The 23,572-nt window shown below is 61.0% G+C and carries 31 protein-coding genes; 21 read left to right on the top strand and 10 right to left on the bottom strand.

Annotated features, from left to right (window positions below; all coding sequences use genetic code 11):
* From P2G62_RS15910 to P2G62_RS15885, 6 genes are read right to left on the bottom strand one after another with little or no spacing between them, the layout of a single operon-like run.
* Nucleotides 1-1,374, bottom strand: a complete 1,374-nt coding sequence (locus tag P2G62_RS15910) for a M23 family metallopeptidase (RefSeq protein WP_026155631.1) — start codon at nt 1,372-1,374, stop codon at nt 1-3.
* Nucleotides 1,371-1,997: an SCO family protein gene (locus P2G62_RS15905; protein ID WP_026155632.1), complete on the bottom strand. Its 627-nt coding sequence runs from the start codon at nt 1,995-1,997 to the stop codon at nt 1,371-1,373. Before P2G62_RS15905 ends, P2G62_RS15910 begins: the two co-directional genes overlap by 4 nt.
* Entirely contained in the window at nt 1,997-2,464 is a 468-nt protein-coding gene (locus P2G62_RS15900) for a copper chaperone PCu(A)C (protein WP_018001720.1), read from the bottom strand. The genes P2G62_RS15905 and P2G62_RS15900 overlap by 1 nt, the downstream gene beginning before the upstream one ends.
* 23 nt (nt 2,465-2,487) lie before the next feature.
* Entirely contained in the window at nt 2,488-3,147 is a 660-nt protein-coding gene (locus P2G62_RS15895) for a thioredoxin domain-containing protein (RefSeq protein ID WP_018001721.1), read from the bottom strand.
* Nucleotides 3,144-3,566, bottom strand: coding sequence for a disulfide bond formation protein B (locus P2G62_RS15890; protein WP_018001722.1), 423 nt, complete (start codon nt 3,564-3,566; stop codon nt 3,144-3,146). The genes P2G62_RS15895 and P2G62_RS15890 overlap by 4 nt, the downstream gene beginning before the upstream one ends.
* Before the next feature lie 5 nt (nt 3,567-3,571).
* Entirely contained in the window at nt 3,572-4,138 is a 567-nt protein-coding gene (locus P2G62_RS15885; RefSeq protein WP_026155633.1) for an SCO family protein, read from the bottom strand.
* Between the two features lie 207 nt (nt 4,139-4,345).
* Between P2G62_RS15885 and P2G62_RS15880 the strand changes: the two genes are divergently transcribed.
* The 5 genes from P2G62_RS15880 to P2G62_RS15860 all read left to right on the top strand — a co-directional run bounded on the left by P2G62_RS15880 (nt 4,346) and on the right by P2G62_RS15860 (nt 7,596).
* Nucleotides 4,346-4,774, top strand: coding sequence for a helix-turn-helix domain-containing protein (locus tag P2G62_RS15880; RefSeq protein WP_013959865.1), 429 nt, complete (start codon nt 4,346-4,348; stop codon nt 4,772-4,774).
* A 103-nt stretch (nt 4,775-4,877) separates the two neighbouring features.
* A complete protein-coding gene (locus tag P2G62_RS15875; RefSeq protein WP_009573601.1) occupies nt 4,878-5,456 on the top strand; it encodes a cation transporter in 579 nt (192 codons plus the stop codon).
* Between the two features lie 95 nt (nt 5,457-5,551).
* On the top strand, nt 5,552-6,307 hold the full coding sequence (locus tag P2G62_RS15870; protein ID WP_026155634.1) for a transglutaminase family protein: 756 nt from the start codon (nt 5,552-5,554) through the stop codon (nt 6,305-6,307).
* Nucleotides 6,297-7,262, top strand: a complete 966-nt coding sequence (locus tag P2G62_RS15865) for a cation diffusion facilitator family transporter (protein WP_010138164.1) — start codon at nt 6,297-6,299, stop codon at nt 7,260-7,262. Before P2G62_RS15870 ends, P2G62_RS15865 begins: the two co-directional genes overlap by 11 nt.
* A gap of 55 nt (nt 7,263-7,317) precedes the next feature.
* A complete protein-coding gene (locus P2G62_RS15860) occupies nt 7,318-7,596 on the top strand; it encodes an STAS/SEC14 domain-containing protein (RefSeq protein WP_234988885.1) in 279 nt (92 codons plus the stop codon).
* A 266-nt stretch (nt 7,597-7,862) separates the two neighbouring features.
* Here P2G62_RS15860 and P2G62_RS15855 read toward each other — a convergent pair whose 3' ends face one another.
* Nucleotides 7,863-8,705 carry a hypothetical protein gene (locus P2G62_RS15855; protein WP_275735879.1) on the bottom strand — a complete coding sequence of 281 codons (843 nt, stop codon included), beginning with the start codon at nt 8,703-8,705 and terminating at the stop codon, nt 7,863-7,865.
* Between the two features lie 237 nt (nt 8,706-8,942).
* Nucleotides 8,943-9,596, bottom strand: a complete 654-nt coding sequence (locus tag P2G62_RS15850) for a hypothetical protein (protein WP_076367358.1) — start codon at nt 9,594-9,596, stop codon at nt 8,943-8,945.
* 461 nt (nt 9,597-10,057) lie between these two features.
* On the opposite strand from P2G62_RS15850, the gene P2G62_RS15845 reads away from it, so the two are divergent.
* Nucleotides 10,058-10,300: a type II toxin-antitoxin system ParD family antitoxin gene (locus tag P2G62_RS15845; RefSeq protein ID WP_008336111.1), complete on the top strand. Its 243-nt coding sequence runs from the start codon at nt 10,058-10,060 to the stop codon at nt 10,298-10,300.
* A 5-nt stretch (nt 10,301-10,305) separates the two neighbouring features.
* Nucleotides 10,306-10,626 carry a type II toxin-antitoxin system RelE/ParE family toxin gene (locus P2G62_RS15840; RefSeq protein WP_076367356.1) on the top strand — a complete coding sequence of 107 codons (321 nt, stop codon included), beginning with the start codon at nt 10,306-10,308 and terminating at the stop codon, nt 10,624-10,626.
* Between the two features lie 14 nt (nt 10,627-10,640).
* Here the strand turns inward: P2G62_RS15840 and P2G62_RS15835 are convergent, their stop codons facing one another.
* Entirely contained in the window at nt 10,641-10,868 is a 228-nt protein-coding gene (locus P2G62_RS15835) for a hypothetical protein (RefSeq protein ID WP_076367418.1), read from the bottom strand.
* 245 nt (nt 10,869-11,113) lie between these two features.
* On the opposite strand from P2G62_RS15835, the gene P2G62_RS15830 reads away from it, so the two are divergent.
* The 14 genes from P2G62_RS15830 to P2G62_RS15765 are packed head-to-tail and all read left to right on the top strand — an operon-like array spanning nt 11,114 to nt 22,421.
* Nucleotides 11,114-11,440: a hypothetical protein gene (locus tag P2G62_RS15830; RefSeq protein WP_040885981.1), complete on the top strand. Its 327-nt coding sequence runs from the start codon at nt 11,114-11,116 to the stop codon at nt 11,438-11,440.
* Entirely contained in the window at nt 11,397-12,080 is a 684-nt protein-coding gene (locus tag P2G62_RS15825; RefSeq protein WP_043872336.1) for a lytic transglycosylase domain-containing protein, read from the top strand. The genes P2G62_RS15830 and P2G62_RS15825 overlap by 44 nt, the downstream gene beginning before the upstream one ends.
* A complete protein-coding gene (locus P2G62_RS15820) occupies nt 12,077-12,391 on the top strand; it encodes a TrbC/VirB2 family protein (protein ID WP_009574150.1) in 315 nt (104 codons plus the stop codon). Before P2G62_RS15825 ends, P2G62_RS15820 begins: the two co-directional genes overlap by 4 nt.
* A 21-nt stretch (nt 12,392-12,412) precedes the next feature.
* Nucleotides 12,413-12,691, top strand: coding sequence for a VirB3 family type IV secretion system protein (locus P2G62_RS15815; RefSeq protein ID WP_009574151.1), 279 nt, complete (start codon nt 12,413-12,415; stop codon nt 12,689-12,691).
* On the top strand, nt 12,681-15,065 hold the full coding sequence (locus tag P2G62_RS15810; RefSeq protein WP_275735878.1) for a type IV secretion system protein B4: 2,385 nt from the start codon (nt 12,681-12,683) through the stop codon (nt 15,063-15,065). The genes P2G62_RS15815 and P2G62_RS15810 overlap by 11 nt, the downstream gene beginning before the upstream one ends.
* Complete coding sequence (locus P2G62_RS15805; protein WP_275735877.1) at nt 15,062-15,277, top strand: hypothetical protein; 216 nt, start codon at nt 15,062-15,064, stop codon at nt 15,275-15,277. The genes P2G62_RS15810 and P2G62_RS15805 overlap by 4 nt, the downstream gene beginning before the upstream one ends.
* Nucleotides 15,278-15,281: 4 nt before the next feature.
* Nucleotides 15,282-16,448: a lytic transglycosylase domain-containing protein gene (locus P2G62_RS15800; protein ID WP_275735876.1), complete on the top strand. Its 1,167-nt coding sequence runs from the start codon at nt 15,282-15,284 to the stop codon at nt 16,446-16,448.
* Nucleotides 16,445-17,242, top strand: a complete 798-nt coding sequence (locus P2G62_RS15795; protein WP_275735875.1) for a type IV secretion system protein — start codon at nt 16,445-16,447, stop codon at nt 17,240-17,242. The genes P2G62_RS15800 and P2G62_RS15795 overlap by 4 nt, the downstream gene beginning before the upstream one ends.
* Nucleotides 17,243-17,256: 14 nt before the next feature.
* The gene (locus P2G62_RS15790; RefSeq protein WP_038069536.1) at nt 17,257-17,904 is read left to right on the top strand and encodes a type IV secretion system protein; all 648 of its coding nucleotides are present in this window, start codon (nt 17,257-17,259) and stop codon (nt 17,902-17,904) included.
* Nucleotides 17,901-18,602, top strand: coding sequence for a TrbG/VirB9 family P-type conjugative transfer protein (locus P2G62_RS15785; protein WP_149917079.1), 702 nt, complete (start codon nt 17,901-17,903; stop codon nt 18,600-18,602). The genes P2G62_RS15790 and P2G62_RS15785 overlap by 4 nt, the downstream gene beginning before the upstream one ends.
* Entirely contained in the window at nt 18,599-19,924 is a 1,326-nt protein-coding gene (locus tag P2G62_RS15780; protein WP_272009197.1) for a TrbI/VirB10 family protein, read from the top strand. Before P2G62_RS15785 ends, P2G62_RS15780 begins: the two co-directional genes overlap by 4 nt.
* Nucleotide 19,925: 1 nt before the next feature.
* Nucleotides 19,926-20,960 (top strand): ATPase, T2SS/T4P/T4SS family, encoded by a 1,035-nt coding sequence (locus tag P2G62_RS15775; RefSeq protein ID WP_275735874.1) that lies wholly within the window; start codon nt 19,926-19,928, stop codon nt 20,958-20,960.
* Between the two features lie 16 nt (nt 20,961-20,976).
* Nucleotides 20,977-21,396, top strand: a complete 420-nt coding sequence (locus tag P2G62_RS15770) for a hypothetical protein (protein WP_078530641.1) — start codon at nt 20,977-20,979, stop codon at nt 21,394-21,396.
* A complete protein-coding gene (locus P2G62_RS15765; RefSeq protein ID WP_275735873.1) occupies nt 21,396-22,421 on the top strand; it encodes a type IV secretion system protein in 1,026 nt (341 codons plus the stop codon). The genes P2G62_RS15770 and P2G62_RS15765 overlap by 1 nt, the downstream gene beginning before the upstream one ends.
* Nucleotides 22,422-22,665: 244 nt before the next feature.
* On the opposite strand, the gene P2G62_RS15760 is transcribed toward P2G62_RS15765, so the two are convergent.
* Nucleotides 22,666-23,532: a LysR family transcriptional regulator gene (locus P2G62_RS15760; RefSeq protein ID WP_275735872.1), complete on the bottom strand. Its 867-nt coding sequence runs from the start codon at nt 23,530-23,532 to the stop codon at nt 22,666-22,668.
* Nucleotides 23,533-23,572: the final 40 nt, after the last annotated feature.

Below are 23,572 nucleotides of genomic sequence, written 5' to 3'. Positions count from 1 at the left end.
TCAGAGCCTTTCGGTTGTCGTTTTGGCAATCTCGCTGCCGAGGTTTTCATTCAGAAGCGCCCGCGCCTCGGCCAGACGCGAGAGCGCGGCGGTATCATCCGCATCGCTCTCGGCCGCTTCGGCGAGCCGGTCGTCAGAGAGGGGGTCAGTCGGGCGCCCATCCACGAGCACCTCATAGTGCAGGTTCGGACCTGTCGCCGTGCCAGTCGCGCCGACGCGGCCGATCACGTCTCCCGCCGCAACGCGTTGGCCTTGTGCCAAGTCTTCCGGCACGGCGCTCAGATGCGCGTAGCGCGTCATGGTGTCGGAGCCGTGCAAGATTTCGACCACGCGACCATATCCGCCGCGCCAGCCGATGAAATTGACCCGCCCCGGTGCCGTCGCTTGAACCGGTGTCCCACGTGCCGCTGCAAAATCGACGCCGGTGTGCATCCGGACGTTGCCAAAGACCGGATGCGTGCGGCGTCCGAACACCGAGCTGAGGCGCGCACCCTCGACCGGCTGTGCGAAGACGCGCAGCACCTCGCCATCGACGTAGATCGTCGCCTGACCGCTGCCGTCGTCCGGCCATACGATCTCGTAAAGCGAACCGCCGATCTCCAGTGCGGCGAAGGCGAGTTCGGGCTGTCCGATCCTGTCCTCTCCGACCCGCGCCTCACGCCAGAGAAGCCTTAGTGTTTCGCCACCGGCCATCTCGCGGCGGAAATCCACGGTCCCACCCAGCATCTGCGCAAGGTCCACGGAAAAACGGGCGGGTATGCCGGCTTCGTCGAGTGCCGCGAAGATCGAGCTGTCGATCATGGCTTCGCCGGCAAGGGTTACGATTTCCGGATCCGGAGCCACGACCTGCGTGGACATCTGCTCGCCGAAAACCACCTCGATCCGAACCCCGTCCTCGACGGCGAGTGAGACGGTGCGGGGGCTGCCGTCCACGGTCGAAGCGACAGTGACCGAGTGCCCCGGCCGCAGCCGTCGCAGATCGTATTCCGCACCAAGCGCGAGGGCAACTTCGGCTCTGTCAGGTGCCGCAAGACCGGCCTCTGACAGCAAGAAATCGAGCGTTTCGCCCGGAGCAATGTCGCGCGACCACGTCGACAGGGGTGGCTCGATCGCTTGCACCGGCCTGTCGGCAAACGCGGCCTGCAGAAGGGGCAGCGGGCTGAGGTCGGGTGCATCGTCTGCCCATGCCGCCGCGGGCAGCGTCACGGGGATGTCAACGTTCTGGGGGGCTTCAGGACCTTGGGGCATCCAGCTACCTGCCTGGGCAAGTTCCGGCGGCACGGGTTCTTTCGACATGGAATCAGAGATGGCGATAGCCGCTCCCGAAACCGTCCCCGCAATTGCGACACAAGCCGCCAAAGTTCTGAGCCTCATGTCGCCCCCTCCATTTCTTCTTCCAGCGCGCGGCGGATCTTCGGCACCGCGAATTCTTTGGGCTCGTGATAGTCGATCATGGTGACGAATCGCCCAGAGGCTGCGAACAGGAAGACGCTCGCGGTGTGGTTCATCGTGTAATCGCCGCTCTCCGCCGGTACTCGCTCGTAGGTGGCGCGGAAGCCGTCCGCGACGCGCGCTATCTGCTCTTCCGGTCCCGTCCAGCCGCGGATCGCCGGATGGAAGTAGCCGACATATTCGGCCATCGTTTCGACAGTGTCGCGCTCGGGATCGACCGTGATGAAAACCACGTTCATCTCGTCGGCCTCGTCTCCCAGATCGTCGAGCCATCCCGAAATGTCAGAAAGCGTGGTCGGGCAGACATCGGGACAGTAGGTGAAGCCGAAGAACGCCATCGTCGGGCGACCGATCAGGGTTTCCGGCCCGACCGCGTTGCCCTCATGATCCGTCAGACGGAAATCCATCTCGGTCAGGGCCACAGGCCGCTGCCCGACAGGTTCGGGTCCACCGGGTCCATCGACCTGCCACCAACCGACGAAGAGCATCAGGGCGACCGCCCCGACACCAGCCGCGCCGTACCCCAGGACCGCCCGTCGCCGCATCAGTCCTCTGGCCCCCGCGCGGCGATTCCGAGGATCGGCACCTTGACCGTCACTTCGCCTCCGTCGTCGAAAAGCAGGGTCAGCGGAAAGGTGTCCCCTTCCGTCATCGGTTCTTGTAGCCGCATCAGCATTGCGTGCAGGCCCCCCGGTTCGAGCGCGACGCTCTCGCCCGGGGCGATCGCGATCTCCCCCGCCGGGCTCATGGAGCTCACACCTTCGGCATTGGTCTTCGTCTCGTGGATTTCGGGCATCATCGCGAGCGGTGTTGTAAGGCCGATCAGCGTCACCGGCTCGTCGCCAGTGTTGCGGATCGTCATGTAAGCGGCCCCGGGACGGTTCATCCCGATGGAGGCGCGGGACCACGCGTTCTCGACGACAACATCCTCGGGTCCGGCCAGCGCGGGCACCGAGAGCCCTCCAAGGGTCAAAAGCGCGGCCAGTGTGCCAGTCAAAATATACTTTTTCATCGTTCTGATCCTGCCCTTTCCATTCAGCTTTGCGCGGCAGCGACTTCGGCGGCCACCAGACGACGCAACTCTGCCTCCCCGAATGGATCGAGCGGCTTGCCGTTCACAAAGAATGTGGGCGTCTGGCGAATTCCCACGGCCTCGACGTCAGCACGATCCTGGTTAAGGATCGCCACGACACCGGGTGCCAGCATTTGCGTGCGCGCGGCTTCGGCATCGAGTCCGGCCGTGGCGGCGATCTGAAGGATCAGGCCAGGCGCCGGGGCACCGTGCGACGCCCATCTCGGCTGTTCCCGCAGAACGGCCTCGAGCACCGGCACGTAAACGTCCTGCATGCGCGCCGCTTCGAGCACGCGGATGGCTTCCTCGGATGCCGCGCCGTGGAAGGGCGTGTAGCGGATCACGACGCGGACAGCTTCCCCATGCTCGGCCATGATGTCCTTCACGATGGGATGAAAGGCGCGACAGGCCTCGCAGGCCGGATCGAAGAATTCGACGATCGTGACGGGCGCATCCGCAGGCCCGAGGATGGGCGAGTAGGGGCGGATCATCGCCTCCGCAAGTTCCGGAGCAACGGGCTCCGCTTCGGCCACTGGGCCGGGGCGGATTGCAAACCAGGTGGCTCCGCCGAAACCGGCGGCGCCGAGGGCAAGAACGGACAGGATCAGGCCGCGTCGATTCATGTTCGTGTGTCCTTCAATGAAAGGGCCGACAGCGCCCCGATCAGCGCGAAGGCGGCGAGCGCCATCAGCGGGATAGGGATGCCGAAGACCAGTTGGTTGTCATCGGTGCAAGAGGGGCCGGTGGCCGTGCAGGGCTGGACGCGTTCGGGAACAAGACCGACGTACAGCCCCATGTGCCAGAGGGCGATTGCGCCGCCGCCAAGCGCCAATGCGATGCCGTAGCGCCCCACGCGGCCGTCCCGCCACCAAAGGCCGAGCCCGAGGACAATGGCCAAGGGGAACATGAAGGCGCGCTGGAACCAGCACAGCACACAGGGCGTCTGCCCCAGCACCTCGCCGACAAAAAGCACGGCAAGCGAGGCGACGAGCGCGATGATCCACGCCAGCCCGAGGGCTGTTTCTCCGGACATACGGTTCATGTCGGTCAGAACCTCTCTTCCAGATCGGCGAGTATCTCTTCGGCGGAGGTGCCGTAGGGCCACGAGTCGGCGAAGCCCGCGTCGGGATCGAAGAGGAACAAATGCGACGTGTGGCCCATCGTGTAACCATCCGGCGCCGCAGCCTCTTCGACGCGTTCAAAGAAGATCGGAAACGTCTCGGATGTGGCGGCGATCTGTTCCGGCGTGCCGGTCAGACCGATGATGCCCGCATCGAACAGCGGGACGTATTCGGCGAGTGCGGCGGGCGTGTCCCGTTCGGGGTCGATGGTGATGAAAATCGGCTGGACCTTGGCGGCATCGTCGCCCAGACCGTCCATCACCGCCGCGACCTCAGATAGGGTCGTCGGGCAGACGTCGGGGCAGTTGGTAAAGCCGAAAAAAACCAGCATCCAGCGCCCCGCAAAGTCCTCCTCGGTTTGAACCATACCCTGGTGGTCCGTCAGTTCGAACTCAGCGAAAAAAGGCGGCTCGGCGTCAGTTCGGGCGCTATCGGCACGATAATCGGACCATAGCAAGAGCCATACGAAGGCAAGCGCTGCCACGCCTGCCAAAACCCAAAGAAACTTCTGTGCCGATGTAAGGGACAATCCTGTTCGCCTGTTTTTGATTCTTATTGCAAGTGCGGATACATCCTCTAGCCGCTAGAGGTTCAAGCACGAAATCATGGTATAGCTTGAACTCACGCGTCTGTGAAACCGACACTTGTTTATTCCGACGGCAAAACCTACACAAACTGTATCTTTTTCATGGAGGCGAAAATGCTCACGATCGGTACTCTGTCAAAGAAGACTGGCACGAAGGTGCAGACCATCCGGTACTACGAACAGATTGGGCTCATGCCCGAACCTGGCAGGACCGAAGGCGGGCAGAGGCGCTACGACAATGCACAGCTCGACCGGCTGTCCTTCATCCGCCATTCGCGACAACTCGGTTTCTCGCTCGATGCGATCCGCGAGCTGCTCGACCTCAGCGACCATCCCAACCGGCCCTGTGATGAGGCTGATGCCATCGCGCGTCGCCAGCTCAAACAGGTGGAGCAGCGCATGGCCCGCCTGAAGGCGCTGCGCACGGAACTGAAACGCATGGTTCACGAATGCAGCGGCGGGCGGACGGGAGATTGCAAGGTGCTTGAGGTGTTGCGGGACCATTCGGAATGCTTGACCGAACACGAGGAAATCGGGGCCTGAAGGAATTCAGCCAACATTCCGGCTGGAACGCAGATCTGCCGCAGAAGTTAATGTGTCGTACAACACAAGCTGGAACCACAAAATGGCCGCTAGACAAGATTCAATGGAGAGACGGACGCTTTGGATCGTTCTGGCGCTCAATATCGGTTTGGCCGTGGCTTTTTTCGCAACAGGCGCCTTCGGCGACTCAAGTGCCCTGATCGCCAACGGGCTCGATAACCTCTCCGACAGCTTCGTCTACGCGATCAGCCTTTTCGCTTTGTCCCGATCCGCCAAATGGAAACGCGGGGCGGCGAACGTTTCCGGCGGGCTGCTGATCCTGTTCGCTGCAGGCATCCTCTACGATGCGTGGCGCCGCTACATCGGTGGGTCAGATCCGCTCGGGACGATCATGATTGCAATGGCCCTGATCGCGGCGGCTATCAACGCAGTCTGCGTTTGGCTGCTCGCTAAGCTCAAAAATCCAAACGTCAATATCCGCGCGGCCAACACCTTCAGTTACAACGATTTCGCCGCGAACCTCGGGATCGTCGTGGCCGGTGGCCTCGTCGCTTGGCTAGGAACCAACTGGCCGGACCTTGTCGTCGGTGTGATCGTCGCCGGGATCGCGGCCTGGGGCGGTATCGACATCCTGCGCGACGCACACGGCGAACACCACAAAGCGGTTCACACGGACAAATAGTTGCGGAAGATTCTTTCTGAAAGAAAGGATTGAAGCTATAGTGACTATAGCAATTAGTCTTGTTCCAAGACGATTCGAGGAGCGACCCGTTGCAGATGATCGACCCCCTACTTGTACCCACCAAACTACTGGATTTTGATGCCGCGCCTCTTGCGCGTCTAATTGAGAACCGCAGCTGGCGCGGCTTATCCGAATACGATCGGATCGGAGCTGCCTATGATTTCGTTCGGAATGAAATCGCGTTCGGATACAATCGAGCTGACGACATCCCCGCATCCGAAGTGCTTTCCGACGGCTATGGGCAGTGCAATACCAAAAGCACGCTCTTGATGGCGCTGCTGCGTGGTGTCGGCATTCGTTGCCGGTTGCATGGGTTTACGATCCACAAAGGCTTGCAGCGCGGTGTTGTCCCTGAGCTGGTGTATCCGCTTGCTCCGCAGGAAATTCTCCACTCATGGGTCGAGATCGAATTTCAAGGTGCCTGGATCAACCTTGAAGGCTTCATCCTGGATGACGCTTTCCTCGATGTCCTGCAAACGTCATTCTCGGACACAGAAAGTCTCTGCGGTTATGGCGCGGGCACGGATTGCCTTGGCGCGCCTCCCGTCGCCTGGAACGGAGAAGATACCTACATTCAGAAAACCGGCATCGTGCAGGATTTCGGCGTGTTTGATACGCCGGACGCCTTCTATTTTTCCCATGAGCAATCCTTTGGATGGCTGCGTGGTGCCCTTTACCGTCATATCATACGCCACTGGATGAATGCGCGCGTTCGTGGTTTCCGCAGCGACCGCCTCAAGACTGACCGACGCGCGACACACGCGCATGAGGAGCCTGCCAATGCCACATGACCACGGGCACGCGCATATCGATCCGGATTCTGGCGATCGGCGGGTTGCCATCGCGATCTGGGCGAACGGGCTTCTTACCGTTGCGCAAATCGTCGGGGGCATATTGTCGGGCAGCCTGGCACTGATCGCCGATGCGCTGCACAACTTTTCCGATATGGCCTCGCTTGTCATTGCCTTTGCCGCACGCAAGATCGCGCGCCGCCCGGCCGATGAGCGCATGACCTTCGGCTATGGCCGGGTCGAAATCGTCGCGGCCCTGATCAACTACACCACCCTCATCGTGATCGGCTTCTATCTGATCTACGAAGGTGGCATGCGCATGATTGATCCACCCGAAGTCATGGGGTGGACCGTCGTCATTCTCGGTGGAATCGCGCTTGTGGTCGACACGCTGACCGCAATGCTGACCTATTCGATGCAGAAGGGGAGCGTGAACATCCGTGCGCTTTTTCTCCACAACCTTTCGGATGCGCTTGCTTCGGTCGCGGTTATCGTCGCTGGGTCGCTGATCATCCTTTACGACATGCGTTGGGTCGATCCTGCCATCACCATCGGCATCGCGACCTACATCCTGTATCTGTCTTTCACTGAAATAGGCGGCCCAATCCGAACCCTGATGCTCGGGAGCCCGCCGGACATCGACAACGAGGCCGTCGTCGAAGCGATGCGGAAAGTCGAAGGCGTCGCCGACGTCCACCACGTCCATCTCTGGCAAATGCAAGAGCACGAGGCTGCGCTCGACTGTCATGTCGTCGTGGCAGCCGAGGGATGGTCGAAGATCGAAGAGATCAAGAGCGCGATCAAGGAGCGGCTGAAGGAAGAATTCGGCATCAGCCATTCCAGCCTCGAATTCGAGCACGAGGATCGCGCTCATCAGAACGCCGATCTCTACGGTCACGGCAACGCAAGTGAAAAGGAGAAGACCAATGTTCAAGGAAACGCTGACCGAGCGTGATGATGTCATCGGGCTCGTCTGCGAAGGCAAGTTGACGGAGACAGAATTCAAGTAAATGCACGCGCTGCTTCATGAGCGTCTTGGAACAACCGATAATCCGGGTCTGGTTCTCGACCTTACAAGTTTCGAGGGCTACGAAGAGCCTTCGGCGATGCTAGAAGATCTGAAGGTCGACACCGCCCACGCGAACGATTTCGGTCGCATAGCGGTTGTCGGAGAACGCAGATGGATGGAATGGGGCGCACGGGTGGTCAACCTATTGACGGGCTCCGAGATGCAGTGGTTCGAATCCAGCGATACCGAGTCCGCAATTGCGTGGGCGCGTGACGGGTAGCCAGCGATTCTGCAAGAAAAGGACTCTGGCCTGGAAATTGACATCACATCAGATGCTTCACGATTAATGGAGGAACGGAACGATCTAAATGTAGTCAGCAACATTTGTCTGCTCGGATGAAACAATCCGATGCAGTTTGATGTCGACTTTAGGCTGCATAATAAGTCCCTACGCGCTGAATTCTTCGAAATTTAACATAAACTTCACTATCGGAACTTGACATCTGTAGCGGGGCTTTCATGGACTCCAAGTCCGAGCAAGCGAAGCTACCGGGATATCTCCCCTTCCAGCACCGCTCGTCCGTGCACCGCCAAGGTTGCTGAAAACCTCTGGCACCCAAACTTGCGGATCACATCGAGTACCCGCGCTTCGTAGGCAGCGTGTCCGATCAAGCGACACAAGTCGGACGCGTGGAACTGGCGGTTCGCAGTTGGTGCGGCTTGCATCTGTCTCAGCAATTCGCGCTCTTTGGGATCCGTTATTGGTCTCGCGGGCGGCTTGACCGCGGGACGAGTTGGAGTTCCCCACGAATTTCGCCATCGGCGCATGAAGCCAAGCAGGAAGCCGGCCGGCACCCTGCCGTTGCCTCGGGACCGGTTGAAGGCAAGGAAGCGATCCCAGATGACCTGGGTGTCGATGTTCCAGCAGGGCAACGTGGCCTTCGCTGCTTTGATGAGCTCCGCCCAACTTGTCTGAAAAACGTTCGAACTCGTGGTGATATCGATCAGCCCTGAGAAGATAGTTTTGTTTTTATTATCTCTAGATAGTGATGTGTCGCCTTCACCTGACACGAGATCATGGGTTTCACTCTCTTCGTCGAAGGCGGAAAACCGAAAGATCCAGGGCGCGTACTTGCCATTCGGCTTCGCCCGCTCGAGCTGCAACTCCGACGTCTCAAGTTCGCTCAAAAGAACCGAAAGATATTGTCGTGAGACACCCATCTTCTCCGCCAGGGCCGAGAGGGTGAAGGCTGCCGTTCCGCGCGGCAAACCGTTGTAGCCATCCTTCCAGGCGATGGCATCGAGGATGATGGTAGCGAGCTTGTGCGCAGCAACAGAGAGATTTGTCTGCGTGATCCGTCGCAGGATCAGGCCGGTCGTAGGTTCCATGGTCGAGGTCTCCTTGGAGATCCGACGCCATGTCGTGAGACAACAACATTCTTGCCAGCACAACAACTTTGCTGGTTGCAGGTGTTTTAGCGGTGCGCTAGGAAACTCTTGTTCACGGAGTTTTCTAGCACGGCGTCAGGCTTCACGGTCTGGCGTCGTCTCCTTTTCGGGGGTTTTGCACAGCCTTCCGTGCGGGGTTGTCAGGACGCGCGCGGTAAAAACCGCGCGCAGATTTTGTCAGTAGCGAACTTCTTCAGAACCATAGTTCCCGGCGTGATCACGCCAGTCGACGAAGACGGAACGGTAAAAGTAGCTGCCACATCCATTCGGGATGCTCAGGCCAGATGCGGCTGGCACCTGGCCCACGGTGGATCTTGTCCATCGGTAGTCGCCCTGCACGCCGTAGGACCCCAATCGCGTCGAGTCGCTGCGATTGCAGTCGCCATCTCGGTTTTCGTGCTGGCGATACTGGATGTGATAGACCCGTATGCTGCGCACGAAATCAAAGGCGTCGCCCGAGATGTCGATGTCGGCTTGTTCATCCGCTTGGACGCGGACAAGGGGCATAGGAGTCGATTCCTGCGGTTCGGGCGGATCGCGGAACGTGATGTCATAAAGGCGTTCCATAGGCGACATTGGACTGGGGTCTTTGAACGACACACCCATTGGGCACCGCCAGATTTGTAAGGGCGGCTCGATCGGCCATGGCGTGATCCGCCGAATGAAGACCGCTCTGGCATGCGCGCAGGGCGCAGAGGCAGGCCAACCGCCCGCAAGGCAGAGGAGGATCGCACAATCCACCTGATAGGCCTGAGCCGGAGCTGACGAGGCCATTAGTCCGGATATGCTTATTGCCGTGGCTGTTGCCACGCCGTGGATCACGTGCTTCATGATGCCGACTCCATCTATAATGGTGCAGCGATACGAAACAACATTAATGATAGCAAGGAGATTTGATTGATGGTTGCGTGCGATTGTTCGCTTGTCTAGCTTGATGGCTTCCAAGAACTGACGTCGGTTCTGGCTGCTTCGGCGTCTTGAAAGTGGCCAAAATTGCGGACCTCTTTCATGTTAACTTTCACTCAAATATCTGTAACCAAATACAAATATGGCATTTCAATGCGGCCACGAAAGCGGTCATGGAAGAACAGGCCGCATGAGCCCGTCACACGGCGAGTCGCAGCGCTCATGGTCTCGGGAATGGCAGAACGGAAAACTGTCTCGCCTGGTTCCCCGGCGGGAATCCGGGCGCAGAAGGACGGGGTGGAGCAACGAGCCTATGTTGGGACCGAACATGACCTTGAAGATTTATGTCAGTATCTGATACGATTGAGCATGGATAGGAGAGTCTGATGCCAAACGTCCACCTGACCGAACCGATGCAGAAATATGTGCAGGCGCAGATCGAGTCCGGCGCTTACGCCAATCTGAGCGAAGTCGTGCGCGCCGGCGTGAGGATGCTGATGGAGAAGGACGGCGCGCGGCAGTTCTACGCCCTAAAGGCCGACCTCGAGATGGCAGCCACCCTGGCCGAAAATGGGGATTTCGCCGAGTTCGATGCTCAAGCCTTCGAACCGGATGCGTTTGATCGCTGACCCGCATGACCATTCGACTTTCCGGTCGGGCCAGAGCCGACCTTGAAGAGATCCGTGCCTACACCGTCGGAACTTGGGGCAGGGACCAATGGCTCGTCTATTACCGCCAGTTGGTCACCGCCTTCGAGCGGATCACTGGCGATCCCGACCGGGGCCGGGACAGGAGTCTCTTTGTCCCGGGGATGCGGTCGGTCAATTGCCAGCGTCACGTGATCTTCTACAAGCGGCTCGATGCGGCGGATGGCGCGGCAGTCATCCTGCGTATCGTGCACCAGCGCCGCAACATGCCCGCGCTCGTCTACTACGAGGATCTCGACGGCGGTTAAGCCCATGCGTTTGCTCAGTCCAATAGCTCGACCAGTCTTCCATAGTCTTCACTGACCTCGCGCGCCTCCTGAAGCGCGCGGGCGCGCTCGGCATCAAGACAGCGGAAGTACTCCTGGATGTCGGCGATGTAGCTCTCGAAATCAGCACGCAGCAGATCGGCATAGGCACGCATGTCTTCTTGCGACTGAGGCAAGAACGGTCGTTCGGGAGGCACGCAATCTGCTGCCGCGGCTATCGGCATGCTTCCAAGCAGGAACGCGAACAGCAACGGTGCGTTGCGCGCAATAAATAAGCGCAGGGCAAAACTCCTTTGCCGCCTTTAAGATTATCATTCTGTCGGCTATCACCGTTATCGGAGCAAGGCGAACTTCGTCAACACGTTATTATTGTCTTGCTATCATTAATGTTGTTTTGTATCGCTCACGGTGTTGCGACCCCGTGGGCCTGATACTGCACCCAGGCAGAACAAGGACCCAAGGGAAGGCCATGATAGAAGAAGCCCCGAATGTGGTTACAGAAGACGGACTGCGCGGCTTGCTCGCCGAGGGCTACCTCATTGAGGTGGTCTGCAAGGAGAGAGCAGAGAAGCGCCATAACAGCTGGTACGGCTCGTGGGTCATCCGCGCCGTCGCCACTGATGGGCGTGACGATAAGATGCTCGTCACCAGCCGAAGCGTCCTCAAGCTCCGCGACTTCAGAACCATCGTTGGCCTTGTCAGTTTCCTGGCCGACATGGGCTGTACGACCGCTAGCATCCCACTTGAAGAAGGTGGCCGCGAGCGCCACGCCGCGCCTCCGGTCAAAGGCAGCTGACCGCGCGACTGCGCTCGTCGTTGCTTTGGGTACAGGCGTTTGTTCCGCGCCCCCGGCCCTGGCCGACGGTTTCATCTTTTCGGTTGGTCCAGACGGCCAATTGATTTCCTCTTCTCAAGAGGCAAACGGGCGCCTTTTTCTCTTCGCAGAACCTCGCGTTCCTGACGCAACGAGCGAGACAGCGATCCCGGCACGATCCGCCGCCCGCGCCACTCCAGAAATCCTCCATGCGATCGAGACCACGGCTCTGCGGTATGCCGGGCATGGTGCGCTGCGTCGCGCAGGGCTTTCAGTCACTGATTGGGCGCTCCTTTACCGGGCCAATATCGAAGTCGAGAGCGCATACAATCCGGCTGCACGTAGCCCTGTCGGTGCCATAGGCCTCGGGCAGCTTATGCCAGATACTGCCCGCGACCTCGGCGTCGACCCACATGACATTGCGCAGAACCTCGACGGATCAGCCCGCTACTTGCTGATGATGCTCGACCAGTTCGGCGAGGGCTCTCTGGCCCTTGCGGCATACAACGCTGGCCCTGAGGCGGTCACACGCCACGGCGGCATTCCCCCTTTTCGCGAAACCCAAGGGCATGTGGCCCGTGTGACCGCCGTGTTTGAGCGGCTCAGAGGAGATCTTTCATGACATCGAGAAAACGTCAAAGCGTGCTCCGCACGCGGGCGATCACCGCGTTCGGCGCGATGGCCCTTATCGTGCTGGCGGGTCCAGCGCTTGCGCAAAGCATCGACCTCTCGCCGGTACAGACCCTGCTTCAAGGCATTGTCGATGCGATCACCGGTCCCTTGGGCATCGTGATTGGCACGCTCGCACTGATCGGTGTGTTTCTTTCCTGGCTCTTTGGCATCCTCGACTTTCGTCAGGCGCTTTGGGTCGTGGTTGCAATCGCGGGCATCGCCGCAGCACCCACCATCGTCGCCGCCATCTGGACCACCTGAGCAATCCCGGAGTTCTTGGCCATGGCTGACCAGTCCCGCGTGTTCATCGGCCTTCTCAGGCCACCCAAGCTGATGGGCTTGCCGATCATGTACGCCATGGTCTGGCTCTTCGGCTCGACGCTTCTGTTCCTCTGGGTGCAGAGCTGGGTGGTGGCTGTGTTCGCGGGGCTGGCCTGGCCGGCGCTCTGGAAGGCCGCAGACTGGGATCCGAACTTCCTCGATGTCCTTGTGATCACCCTGCAGGAAACCCCGCCCACGACGAACCGCAAGCTGCACGGAGGCGACAGCTATGCCCCGTGATGGACTTGCCGATGAGGTTGAGAACGCCATCGATCCGCTGACTGCGCTACCCTCATGGGTCAAGGGCGAGAAGCGGCTCTCAATGATGCTGCCTTATGTGAGCCTCGTGAACGACCGAACGATCCGGACACGCGGCAACGAGCTGATGCAATGCATCCGGCTCGAGGGGGTGAACAGCACCACGAGCGAGGACGGGCATCTCGACCGGATCGGAGGGTTGCTGGCTGGCATCGTGGCGCAGGTCGGGACCGAGTTCTCATTCTACTTGCACAAGGTCTCGAAAGCGGTCGACGTGACCCTGCCGCCCGTTCCGGGCGAAGGGTTTGCGGCCGCCGTCGACAAACGATGGCACGCGCATCTCGGCCGCGCGGGTTTGCGCGACAAGACGCTGACCCTGACGGTGCTGAAGCGACCTGAGACCGGCAGCCGCTTGCCATTCGGACTTGGGGCGTCTCGCTCGCGACATGCGGCCGACACCACCCGCCGCTTGCGCAAGCTCGACGAGGTTGTGGGGTTTCTGCTGTCCTCCTTCGATGAGCTGAAGCCCCGCCTGCTGGCCGCAAGCACCGGCGAGCTTCTGGGCTTCCTCGGTTCACTCAACACGGGCGAGGAGCACCCGCTCTTCCCCCGGTCGCGCCTCGGTGTGATCGCCGAGGACGTAGCCAATACCCGCGTCACCTTCCGCGGCACGACCATCGCACTCTCGGACGGTGCCGTCGGCGACAAGCACGGGGCGATCTTTGCGGTGAAGAACTACCCCGCCAAGACCGATAGCCTGATGCTCGACGAGTTGAATCTGCCCGTCGACATGGTGGTCACGCACTCTTTTGTGCCGATCAACGCCAACATCATGGCGGGCCGGATCAAGCGGCAGCTGCGGCTAATGCAGGCCGCCAATGACGGAGCCGTCAGTCTCGCCCAGGAACTGGAACTCGCGCAGGACGATCTGGAATCCAAACGCCTGATCTTCGGCGAGCACCACATGACCGTGGCCGTCTATGCCCGCACCCAGACGGCGCTTGACGACATCGCGGCCGAAATCCGCAACATCTCCGCCACTTCCGGGATCAACCTGATCTCGGAAGCCTTCGGGGCGCGGGCGCATTTCATGGCGCAGCATCCCGGGAACACTGGGGCGCGCAGCCGCAAGGCCGCAATCACGAACCACAACTTCGCCGATCTCGCTACCTTCCACCGCACCCCGCTCGGAAAGACAGGGCGGGAAGTCCCCTGGGGCGTGCCGATCACGCTCTTTCCGACACCCGAGCGCAGTGGTTTTCGCTTCAACTTCCACGAACAGGGCGCGCCGGATCGCGAGCCCACGGGAGGCCACACGCTGATCCTCGGCCGCCCCGGCTCGGGAAAATCCGTTCTGGCGGCGTTCCTGATGACCATGGCGCGGCGCGCGGGTGCGCGGGTCTTCGTATTCGACTATCGCGCGGGCATGGAGATGGCCGTCCGCGCGCTCGGCGGCAGCTATTCGACCGTGCGGGCGGGGCGCCCCACCGGCCTCAATCCGCTCCAGACCGAGATCGACGTGCGGGGCCAGGCATGGCTTGCTGATTGGCTCGCGAGCCTCTTGGAGCGGCGCGATCGACCGCTGACCCCGGTTCAGACCAACCGACTGCAGGAAGTCGTGCGCCAGAACGCCAGCGCAGGACATGCGGGCCTACGGAACTGGTCGGATTTCGCCTCGCTTCTGGTTTCGACCGATGACGAGGGCGATCTCTTCGAGCGTATGCAGGAATGGATAGCCGAGGGTCGCTACGGCTGGATCTTCGGGGCCAATGCCGAGGACAGTTTCAGCATCGATGGAGACGTCGCGGGCTTTGACCTCACTGGCATTCTCGATTCCGAGAGTGAGCGGGAACGCATGGCCGTCCTGTCCTACCTCTTTCGCCGGGTCGAGCGGGTGATCGAGGACCGCAAGCCCACCATCATCGTCATCGACGAGGCATGGAAAGCCCTCGACAACGCCTACTTTGCGGAGCGACTCAGCAACTGGCTGGTGACCGCCCGCAAGCAGAACGCCGTCGTCGTGATGATGACGCAATATGCCAGCCAGCTCGAGCGCACGCGCACCGGCAAGACCATCGTGGAAGCGGTGCCGACGCAGGTGCTCTTGCCCAACATTCGTGCTTCCGCCACTGACTACGCGATGCTCGGCCTGACCGAGAAAGAGCTCGACGTGCTTCTGGGCGTCGGCTCGGCCTCGCGGCTCGCGCTTGTACGCGACGACCGTGGTTCCGTCGTGATCGATGCCGATCTCAGCGCGCTCGGCCCGCTCGTGACCATCCTTGGCGGAATGGAGAAGGGCGAGGCCCTTGTCGGCCCTGATTATCGCAACCGCCCTGATTTCTGGAGAGTGACATGACCCGTACCATCATCCGCAGCGTCGTGCTGCTCGGCCTCGGCCTGACCCTGACGGCTTGCGCGCAGCATAACCCCGCGCAAGCCAACTGCTTCAACTTCCGCGATGCGCCCGCACAGACAGCGAGCAACACAACCACTATCTCGACCATGGGGGCCGCCGTTACGCGCCGCGACACGGCCTGCGATTTCGTGATGCTGGGGGCTAGTGGCTAAGCCCATGCGGAACTGGCTTTCCCTCTCGATGGTCAGCCTTGCGCTGGCTGGTCCCACGGCGGGGCCAGCGGCCGCCCAAGGCGTGCCGACCTTCGATCTGCGCCTGTTTGCCGAACGACAGGCAATCCTCGAACAGACAGATCGCGACGTGGCACTTCAGCGGGACCGGCTAAGCCGGGAGGAGGAACTGGCCGAGATCGAGCGCCAGCAACTCGCCTCGCTCGAAGGGCTCATGGATGCCATGTCCCTCGGCTCGGGCGATGTCGCAGGCACCGTGGCCGGGCTCGAGGCGGGGCAGAGGGCGGTTGGTGATGTCGAAAGCGCAGCCGCCAGCCTCTATGCGCCCGAGGACAACAACCCGGCCGCAGCCCGGATGTTCGGCGATGCCCGGGAAGGGGTGGAGGAGCTGATCATCCGAGCGGCGCGCCACACCCATGGCCTGCCCGGCGTGAGCCGTGCTGGCCTGTCGCTCGTCCAGTGGCGCTGCCTGCTGCAGGCGCTGATCTGGCAGGAAAGCCGATTTCAGATCGGCGCGCGCTCCCCCGTGGGGGCCTTCGGGCTCACCCAGATCATGCCCGGCACGGCGGGCGATCTCGGGATCTACCCGGCCTATTACGACGACCCCTGGCTGCAGGTCACCGGCGGCGCGCGATACCTCGCACAAATGCTGAACATGTTCGATGGCAACATTATCCATGCGCTCGCCGCCTATAACGCCGGGCCGGGCAACGTGCAGAACTATGGCGGCGTGCCACCCTTCGCGGAGACGCAGCACTACGTCGTGGTGATCCCGCAGCAGTACAACAGCTACCTCGCCGCCGTCGGCGGCATCGATGCGCTCGGCACGATCGACCCGGTGCTCCTCGCGAATGCGAGCTTCAGCCTCTCGGCCCATGGGGCGGGGGTCTATGGGGATTATTCGCTGGTCTCGGTCCGTGCGGCCGCTTTGCGCGTTCAGGACATCATCACCCGCATCGGCGAGACGGAAGATCTGCACGAGGCCATCGCGCTCAACACCTACGCGCGCGCCGAGCTTGCGCGACTGGTCGCGATCCGGACCCGGATCAAGGCCGCCCATACCCAGCCGCTGAGCGAGGAACAACTCGCCATGGCCGCAGCCCAAGCCGCCGAGCGGCAGTTCATGGATTTCACCCAGGAGACATTGCGATGATCCGGCGCTTGTACCGTTCCCTCACCACCACCGCCGCGACCCTCGCGCTGGCCACCGCCCTCGCGGGGCCCGTCACCGCTCAGGGCGTGCCCACGGTCGACACCCAGAACATCGCCCAGGAAATCCGCCAGCTTCAGCAGATGCTGCAGGATTTCGGGATCCAGACCGATCTTCTGGACAATGCGTTGGAGCAACTGGACATGCTGCAAAGCCAACTCGATCAGCTGAACGAGATGTATGCCTCGCTCACCGGGCCGCGCAGCATCCTCGGACTTGCCATGGGCGGGGACCTCGATACCTTGCTTGAGGCCAACTTCGAAGACATCCCCGGCCTGATCCGAGGCATCCAGGCGGGCGATTGGAGCGCGCTCATCGGGCCCAATGCCGGGCCCATGCGCACGCAGATGGAACAGGCGCTGGCAAGCGCCGGGTTCGACGAGGATTCACTCCGCGAGATCGCCACCAGCGGCAATCCGGGCGCCGAAGGCGTGGCCACGCGGGCAACCACAGGTGCTGTGATGTCGGCGGCGGCGCAGAACAGCCACGCAGAGGCGGAACAGTCTCTCGAACGGGTGGAACGTCTGGTCGAGATGATCCCGGACATGGAGGATCTCAAAGCCTCGATGGATCATAACACCCGCGTCACGGCGGAACTCGCCATCGCCATGACCCGGATGTGGGAGCTGGAAGCGATCCAAACCCTAGGCGCAGGCAATGCAGGCGTGGTTGACGCCGCCACCGTTGCCGAAGAACGCCGCTACATGGACTTCACCTTGCCGGACCTTGAGCCATGAGTAGGGCAGGGGTGATGACTGCGCGCGAGCTCGTGGAAGAGGAACTTGTCTACGGTGCCCTGCGCCGGGAACAGCTTTGGCGGATGATCGGCATTTCCGGGGCAGGCTTCGGCGTATTCGGCTGTTTGACGGCTGCGGCTGTCGCGCTGATGGTCGAGACGCCGCCTCCCGTGGTTGTGCCCTACGATCCCGCGACCGGGATGGCGCTCCCCAATGCCACGGTTGAAACCGTGTCGCTCGCCGAACGGCCTGCCGTGATCGAAGCGCAAATCTACCGCTACATTTTCGACCGCGAAACCTACAACCAGCTCGACAACGATCTTCGTGTCCGCCGTGTCCTGGCACAGTCTTCCGGATCGGCCGAGGCCAGCATGCGCGCGATGTGGACATCGGGGCAGGACAGCTATCCGCCGACGCGTTACGGGGCTGCGGCCGAGATGGCTGTCGAGATCGCATCGATCACCCTTATTGGCGATAACCGCGCCCAGGTGCGGCTCAGAAAGCGCCTGACCAGCCCTCAGGGGGTACAGGATGGATCGTTCACTGCCACGTTGATGTTCGAATTCCGGCCCGAGCGGACCCGCGCGATCGACGATGTCTGGCAAAACCCTTTCGGTTTCACCGTCACCCAATATGCCATCCGATCGGAACGTTCCGAATGACTAGCACTCCAATCTTTACCTTGTTGGCCGCCAGTTTTCTCACGTTCGCGGGATCGACTGCCTTGGCCGAGACCACGCCCCGCCCAGGTTCTCATGACAACCGCGTGCGCGTAGCGACCTGGACTGAAGGCCAGGTTTACCGTGTCGTCACGACTCTGACCCGCGTCACCACGGTCGAATTCGGTGAGGGTGAAACCATCCGTTCGATCATCGCCGGCGATACGGTCGGATTTCAATTCGACGGTGTCCCGGGTGGCCGTGCCTTCGCCATCAAGCCAACAGCATCTGGCGTCGCCACCAACATCACCGTCTACACCAACCGCCGCTCCTACTACTTCCACGTCGTCGAAGCCCGGGAGACGCCGCATTATGTCGTGCAGTTCCGCTATCCTGAAAACCGCGTGCAACCCACCAGGGCGGTTGCGGCCGATGCGCCGAACGCGAACTATGCGGTCAGTGCCCGAGAAGAGTTCACGCCGACGGCCATCTGGGATGATGGTACCTTCACGTATTTCCGGTTCGCACGGAATGCGCCGGTGCCCGCCATCTTCCGATATTCGAACGGCAGGGAACGCGCGGTGAACAGCCAGGCATTGAGTGACGGCGTCATCCGCGTGTCCGGCGTCAACCGGCAATGGGTCCTTCGCCTTGGCGAAGAGGTGATTTGCGTCCAGGACGCAGGACAGGCCACATCATGACCGAAGGTACGGAAGACCTCGCCGCGCGCCTCGCGGCTCTCGAAGGTTCGACAGGCAAAGCGAAGGCAAACAAGCGGCCTGCACCGCTTGCCGCGATCCTTGGAGTCGTCGGCATCGCCGCAGCAGGTGGTCTGGCGTGGGCTGCCCTACAGCCGTCGGCAGAAGCACCAATGGCGACCGCCGCGCCGGAAGAGTTTCAGAGCAGCGGCCCCGGATTCGGAGATCTGGCGCCGATTTCTGCCCCGGAGCCCAGCCAAGCCCCGCCTGCGGACACAGGTCCGAGCGAGTCGGAACTCGCGCTGATGGAAAGTCTTGCGACATTGAGAGCGGAACTCGAGGAACTGCGCGCAAGACCGGCCGAGGCCGCGGATAGCGGGGCGGAGCAGGCGATTGCGGACCTGACGGCGCAAATTGCCACCTTACAGGAAGCATCCGCCGAGGCTCAGCGTGCCCTCGAGCGGCAGCTGACCGAGCGGGACCGCGAATTGGATCAGCTCCGCATGGACTTGGAACTTGCACGGCTTGCACCACCAGAGCCGACCTCATTGGGACCAAGTGAAGAAGAATTGCGGCTGGCCGAACTCGAAAGGCGGCGCGCAGCCGAAGCTGAGGCCCGCGCAGAGCGTATCGCGTCTCCTATGATCGCGTTCTCCGGGATGGGCGCGGGTGCGGATAGGGAGAACACGCTGGAAGCCGCACGTTTGAATGCAGATGAAGCCTTTGTTCGTTCGGGCGCACAACCTGCGCAGGTGACACGTGCCGAAGTGATCGCGAACCCATCGAACACGGTTGTTCAGGGCACCATGATTCAGGCTGTCACAGAGACGGCTCTCGACAGCACACTGCCCGGCGCGATCCGCGCCATCGTCTCGGAAGACCTCCATTCGTTCGATGGAACCCGTATCCTGATCCCGCGCGGCGCGCGGCTGATCGGGCGCTACCGCTCCGATGTCGCACTTGCCCAATCGCGCGTCATGGTGGCATGGGACCGGATCATCTTGCCCGACAATCAGACTGTGCAGATCAGCGCCTTCGGTGGAGACGAACTTGGCCGTACTGGCACCACCGGGTTTGTCGACACCCGTTTCGCGCAACGCTTCGGCTCCGCCGCGCTGATCTCCTTGATCGGCGCTCTGCCTGCGGCTGCAGCGGGTCAAATCGACAGCGAGGCGGCGGCCGATGTTGCGAGTGATGTCGGCACCGACCTGCGCGATAGCACGCAAAGCGTGATGCAGGACTATCTGGCGATCCGGCCAGTGATACATGTCGATCAGGGTACACGGATCACGGTCATGGTTGATCGTGACCTCGAGATTTTTTGACATGGCTGCAAGTTATCTGGAAGCGTCGCTCGACCGTTTCGGCCCCGAGGTCCTGCGCGACGACACGATCGAGATCTGCATCAATCCCGACGGACAAGTCTGGGGCGAATTCCAGGGCGATCACTTCATGCGAGGTCTCGGCAGCCCGCTGAGCCAGACCGAGATCAAGGACCTCGGCAACCAGATCGCCTCGGCCGCCTCGACGACGCTCAGCACCAAGAAGCCCATTGTCTCGGTCTCGATCCTATATCGAGATCGCCCGATCCGCGCGCAGGTGATCCAGCCGCCGGCAGTCGAGGGCGGGTTTTCAATATCGTTGCGGTTCTTCTCCTCTCTGCCGCTGGAGGCAATACGGCTCGGCTTCCTCTTTGGAAAGGAGCGCAGCCTCGAAGGTCTGCGGCGCGAACGAAACGCCGCGCTGCGCAATGTGGTTGCCTCCGGCGACATCGACGCCGCACTGCGCTTCTGCGTCGAGAACAAGCTCAACATGATCGTTTCGGGCGGTACATCGACCGGCAAGACGGTCGCGGCGCGCAAGATCCTTTCGCTGATCCCGCCCGAGGAGCGGATCATCACCATTGAGGAGGCGGCAGAACTGCGCCCCGAGCAGCCCAATGCCGTGACGCTGATCGCTGACCGGGATACCGACGCCCGCAGCGCTGATGTGCTACTGGCCTCGACCTTGCGCATGCGGCCCGACCGGATCGTGTTGGGCGAGGTCCGCGGCCGCGAGGCGATGACCTTTCTCGAGGCGATCAACACCGGCCACGGTGGATCGCTGACCACACTGCATGCCGAGACCCCACAACTTGCTGTTCGCCGCCTCGCCATCGCCGCCCTGAAAACCGATGTGCCGATGACCTATGCCGACATGATCGATTATATTGAGGGCTCGATCGACGTGATCATTCAGGCAGGCCGCCATGAAGGCGCGCGCGGGATCACCGAGTTCTTTCTCCCGGGACAAACCACAGATTTGAACCTCGACATGGTCGACGGCAGAGGCAACAAGAGCCCCTCCGTGGCCGCTGAGTAAAAAAGGACCCCCCCAGATGCGAAAACCAATCCTCGCAGTCATGCTTGCCGCCCTTACGGGCCCACTTGTGGCGCAGACTTCGCCTCAGGTCTCAAACGATCTCACGATCAATATGTCGCCCCAGCAATACCGGATCTGCAACGATCGCCCGGCGCGCCCGACCTGGATGGACGAAGTCAATCCGCGTGAAGCTTACAAGGCGCTGACGCTGATGGACCTTTACGAACTGCGAGCGTGGGAACAGATCGTCGAGACAAGTAGCTGCAACTGCGGTATCCGCTTCCCATCCTGGGAAAGTGCCGCGATAGAATTCAACGAAAGGTACCTCATGGCCTCAGCTGCAGAACACACAACAGCGCAGCGCAACATCAGGCAGCAGCGCAATGATCTGCGCCACGCAGTACAGGACCTCTGTGAAGCACAAGGCAACTGGTAATGAGCGTCGTCAGCTGGATGGTCGAAACGGCAGACGCGTTCCTTGTCGATGCGGCCGAGTCCCAGTTCGGGGCCGTGGCGAGCAACACCGGCACGATTGTCCTGCTAATGGTCACGCTTTCGCTGATTGGTGTTTGCATCAACATGGCCTTCCAGTTCCGCAGCATGGATGGAGCGAGTTTCTTCTGGTATCTCATTAAGCTGACACTGATCGGCTTGTTCGCCTTCAACTGGGCCAATTTCAACGCGGTATCCAACGCCGTGATCGGGGGCCTTGACTATGTCGCCGGCGCGCTGGTGTCGTCCGTCGGCGGGGGTGGCGCAGGCGCAACCCATTTCGCAGGAGAGTTCGACAACCTGATCGAGCGCTTCGCGACATATCTGAACGCGATTGGCAACAACCTCAACTGGATGACCGGAGCGATCCTCGGCGGCATTGGCCTGGTGCTCCTCAGCCTTCTCGGCTTCATGACCGGCATCGTCCTCATCTTCGCCAAGATGATGCTGACCCTGATGCTGGGCCTCGCTCCGATCATGATCGCGCTGTCGCTCTTCGACGCAACCAAGGATTTCTTCCACAGATGGGTCTCGACGACGATCAGCTACGCCTTTTACCCGATCGTCATCGCAGCCATGTTTTCGACCGTCGTCGGCATGGCGAATTCGCTGCTGGCCCAGCTCGGTGATCCGAACTCGGCAACCAACATCGGATCGCTTGTGCCGTTCTTCGTCATGGTTTTCCTAGCCAAAGGATTTGTAGCAGCAACACCCCTGATCGTTCGCGGCATCTCGGGAAACCTAATGGTGGCGGCGGCACCGGCGATCGTCAGCGGGTCCGCCGGGGTACTGCGAGGGCTGACTAACACATCTGGTGTGCAGGGCAGGTCGCGGATCGGGGCGCTCACGACGGGTGAGGCGATTGGACGTGGAACTGTACACGCTCCTGCTGCAGTAAAGAGCGCCGCGGCGACGGCGAGCGCGCAGGTGGTCAGAATGGCGGAACGGGCAAGACGTTTGCGAGAGTAGAAAGGAGAAATCAGCCTTTCGCCGCACTGTGCATGAACTCACACAATGCGGGACTGAACTGCCATTCATGATACGGGCGTCGACGGCCGCAGTCAGGTTCGAAGCTGCCCTTTGTGCATGACGTAGCATGATGCTCAAGCCCAAAACGAAGGGGGAGACGTTATTCGCTGTTGTCCAAAGAACCTTGGTTGATGAAGCCGAAGCAGAAATACGGTTCACCGTTTTTTGATAAGGCGATTGGGGGTTACAGAGCTGCCCTGCAAATCCAGGCTTCAAATGCCGCAACTGCGGTTGTCGGCTCTTTGTTGGAAAGCCGGGTGATCCAATACCGTCCGGTTGTTACTTCCGTGTCGAACGGGCGCACCAGCCGGCCTTCAGATAGCTGCGCCTGAAACATGGCATGGGGCAGAAGCGCCACGCCTAAGCCTTTTGCCGCCAATTCTGCCATGGCGACAGAAGAATCGTAAACCGGGCCTTCAATGTAAGGTGACACCATACCTGCTTTTCTAAACCAGATGGGCCATTCATCAGCGCGATAAGACCTGAGCAGATTTTGGCTCAGCAAGGCTTCGGGCGCTTTTAGGGTCGACGCCACAGATGGTGCGCATATCGGGGTCAGCGGTGTTTCCATCAGGGGCTTTATGGTCAGCCCGGGCCAGCGCCCGGTACCGAAACGGATCGCCAGATCAAGACCCTCCCGGGCGATGTCTGCCCGGTTATTGTTCGTAAAAAGACGAATGCTGATGCCCGGATGGGATTCCTCAAATTCAGCCAAACGCTCCGCAAGCCACCCGACGGCAAAAGTCGTCACAATGCCCACATTGATCGTTTCATGATAACGACCATCCGTGAACCGATCCAAAACGCTGCTGATACGATCAAGGCTGGCGGTCAGGACCGGTAGCAACGCCTCGCCTTCCGGGGTGAGCAGCAATCCTTTGGACGTCCGGTGAAACAGCTTTGCACCAAGCTGATATTCCAGACGCAAGATCTGATGACTGATAGCCGCCTGGGTCACGCAAAGCTCTATGGCGGCATTGGTGAAACTGCCCTGACGAGCAGCGGCCTCAAAGCTGCGCAGCGCGTTGAGTGGGATGTTTGGACGATCCATTGATATTACTTTTTCTAATGCGGCACCTAAGAATTAGTCG

Source organism: Paenirhodobacter sp. CAU 1674 (assembly GCF_029222945.1).
In the GTDB taxonomy this organism is placed as follows: Bacteria; Pseudomonadota; Alphaproteobacteria; order Rhodobacterales; family Rhodobacteraceae; genus Rhodobacter.
Note: the sequence above shows the minus strand (reverse complement) of the source record. Positions and strands in the feature narration are given on the sequence as shown.